The 1,802-nt window shown below is 55.0% G+C and carries 2 protein-coding genes; both read right to left on the reverse strand.

Annotation, left to right across the window (positions count from 1 at the left end; translation table 11 throughout):
- Positions 1–1,526, reverse strand: a 1,526-nt coding sequence (gene ftsI, locus FDW87_RS15975; protein WP_252363211.1) for a peptidoglycan glycosyltransferase FtsI, incomplete at its 3' end; no start/stop codon positions are given.
- A 15-nt stretch (positions 1,527–1,541) separates the two neighbouring features.
- A partial coding sequence (ftsL, locus tag FDW87_RS22795; protein WP_001740592.1) for a cell division protein FtsL occupies positions 1,542–1,802 on the reverse strand: 261 nt, incomplete at its 5' end.

Below are 1,802 nucleotides of genomic sequence, written 5' to 3' on the forward strand. Positions count from 1 at the left end.
TTGATGTAGCGGCCATCCGGCCCTACTTTCTTCGCCGTACCGGTTTTAATGGCGATACGATAGCCTTTAATCGCCGCCTTCACGCCGCCGCCGCCGGGCAGCGCCACGCTTTCCATCATGTGCACCACGGTACGCACGGTTGATTCCGGGAAGATACGCTCGCCCGGAACAGGAGGGTCAACTTTGGTGATCGACAGTGGCCGATAAACGCCATAGCTGCCGATCGTTGCATAGACTCGCGCTAACTGTAACGGCGTTACCATTAGCCCGTAGCCGAAAGAGAAGGTGGCCCTCTCTATGTCAGACCACCGTTGTTTTTGAGGATATAAGCCACTGCGTTCTCCGACCAACCCCAAATTGGTCGCTTTTCCCAGCCCAAAACGTGAGTAAGTGTCTACTAACGCTGAGGACGGCATCGCTAACGCCAGCTTGGAAACACCGACGTTACTCGACTTCTGCAAAACCCCGGTGAGGGTCAATTCGCTATAACGCGCCACGTCTTTAATTTCGTGGCCATTAATTCGGTAAGGGATAGTGTTAAGTACGGTATTTTCGCGAACCACGCCACGCTGCAGCGCCGTCATCACCACCATCGGTTTGACGGTGGAACCCGGTTCAAACACGTCGGTAATCGTACGGTTACGCATCGCATCCTTCGGCGTACCGGTGAGATTGTTCGGGTTGTAGGACGGGCTGTTGGCCATCGCCAGCACTTCACCGGTGTTCACATCCACCAGTACCGCACTGCCTGACTCCGCCTTGTTAAACGCCACGGCGTTATTCAGTTCGCGGTAGACCAGCGCCTGTAAACGCTCATCGATACTTAGCGCAAGGTTATGCGCCGCCTGGCTGTCGGTAGAGGAAATATCCTCAATGACGCGGCCATAACGGTCTTTACGTACAATACGTTCGCCCGGTTGCCCGGTGAGCCATTTGTCGAAGCTCTTCTCAACGCCTTCAATCCCCTGGCTGTCGACGTTAGTAAAGCCGATAAGGTGAGCGGTCACTTCTCCGGAAGGATAGTAACGGCGGGATTCTTCGCGCAGGTGAATGCCTGGCAGCTTCAGTTTTTTGATGTAGTCAGCCATGTCAGGGTTTACCTGACGCGCCAGATAGATAAAGCGCCCTTTCGGGTTGGCGTTAATGCGGGAAGCCAGTTGATCGAGCGGGAGATTCAGCGCGGTCGACAGCGCTCTCCAGCGTTCACCAACGCTTACGCCGCCTGCGTCATGCACCTCTTTTGGGTCGGCCCAAATCGCCTTAACCGGAACGCTCACCGCCAGCGGACGACCTGAACGGTCGGTAATCATCCCGCGCGATGTGGACACTTCCTGTACGCGCAGAGAGCGCATATCGCCCTGACGCACCAGCATGTCCGGCGCGATGATTTGCAGCCAGGCAACGCGCCCCAGCAGAAAACCCAGTGCCAGCAAAATACAGCCGCACAGTAACGCAAAACGCCAACTGATAAAGTTGGCTTGTTCTTCCTGGCGTTTTGGCTTGTGCGTTTTTGCCGCTGCTTTCATGCGTCGCGTTTATCCTTATTTTTGTACTACGATATTTTCTTGTGAGGGATCAACATGCTGCATTTGCAGCTTTTCCGTTGCGATCCGTTCAACACGGCTATGGTCGCCGAGCGCGTTCTCCTCAAGGATCAAGTTGCGCCATTCGATATCCAACGCATCTCGCTCCAGAACCAGCTGCTCACGCTGCGCGGTCAGTAACCGCGTATGGTGTGCTGTTGTCACGACGGTAACCGCCGTCAAAATAATGCAAATGAACAGGCAGAGTGGCAGCTTCCC

This window comes from Citrobacter sp. wls826 (assembly GCF_005281245.1).
In the GTDB taxonomy this organism is placed as follows: Bacteria; Pseudomonadota; Gammaproteobacteria; order Enterobacterales; family Enterobacteriaceae; genus Citrobacter; species Citrobacter braakii.